The sequence below is a fragment of the Proteus sp. PR00208 genome (genome assembly GCF_016238545.1).
Taxonomy (GTDB): Bacteria; Pseudomonadota; Gammaproteobacteria; order Enterobacterales; family Enterobacteriaceae; genus Proteus.
Genome location: NZ_JAEHQE010000055.1, coordinates 1 through 1192 on the forward strand (window position 1 = coordinate 1; position 1192 = coordinate 1192).

Here is a 1192-nt window from a genome sequence, read left to right on the forward strand (position 1 = left end):
AGTCACTTGCGGTAATGCATCCACCACGCCGTCACCGTCGGTATCGCCTGGAATTTGAGTGTCGACCGTAAAGTCAGTTGGCTGACCTTTTCCACTGGTATTACCCGCAGGATCGGTGATTTCAGCCGTAACAGAATAGTTACCGTCTGCCGTCACTTTATCTGCTGGAATAGTCACCTCGGCTTTACCCGCCATGACTTCATCTGCCGTCAGCGTGTGTTCAACAGTGTCAGTGCTACCGTCGGGTTTGGTGATCGTCAGGGTGAGTTTGTCCCCTTCCGCACTGCCTGCTGGCACGGTCACTTCGGTTTGTACGCCGTCTTTTAGCTCGTCGGCATTCACGCCATCAGCTGCTTCTGGAATAGTCACTTGCGGTAATGCATCTACCACGCCGTCACCGTCGGTATCGCCTGGAATTTGTCCATCAACAGCAAATTCCACTTTATTCCCTGGTTTAGCTGGATTACTACCTTGTGACAAGCTGACACCTACGCTATTTTGACCGTCTTGTACTGCGTCTTTCGGAATATCCATTGACACTTTGCCTGCCGTCACGTCATCTTTCGTGACGGTATGTGTAATAGTTTCAGTGGTGTTATCTGGACGAGTGATAGTTAGCGTAATTTCAGCACCTTCTACGGTACCTGCTGGCAAGGTCACTTCGGCCTGTAAACCATCTTTCAGTTCATCCGCATTCGCATAACCATCCGCCACTTCTGGGATAGTCAGCACTGGTGCATCGGTGACACCATCGGTTTTTGAAGTCACAGTTGAAGGATCACTTTCATTGCCGCTTGGATCTTTGGCAACACCCGTTACTTCGCTGTTATCTTTTACATTATCCGCAGGGATCGTCGCTTTATCACCATTGCTATCCGGAATTAAAGCAGGGGTATCCGATGTCCAACCATTGTCGCCTTTTTCTAAGGTCACCGTATGTTTGTCACCGTTTTCATCTTCAAACGTAATTTCTACGGTATCGCCTTTATTGGCATCCGTTGGCAGTTCAATAGATACCGAGCCGTCATCTTCTGCTTTTAATTCTGGTGCTGAAGGGGCAACTGTATCGACCATAAAGTCTGTTGGCTGACCTTTTCCACTGGTATTACCCGCTGGATCGGTAATTTCAGCCGTAACAGAGTAGTTACCGTCTGCCGTCACTTTATCTGCCGGAATAGTCACTTCGGCTTTC

The 1192-nt window shown here is 48.9% G+C and carries 1 protein-coding gene; it reads right to left on the minus strand.

Translation table 11 applies throughout. From position 1 onward, the window contains the following. Positions 1-1074 (minus strand): Ig-like domain-containing protein (locus JEP36_RS17670; RefSeq protein WP_442958772.1); only part of this gene is annotated, 1074 nt, incomplete at its 3' end. Positions 1075-1192: the final 118 nt, after the last annotated feature.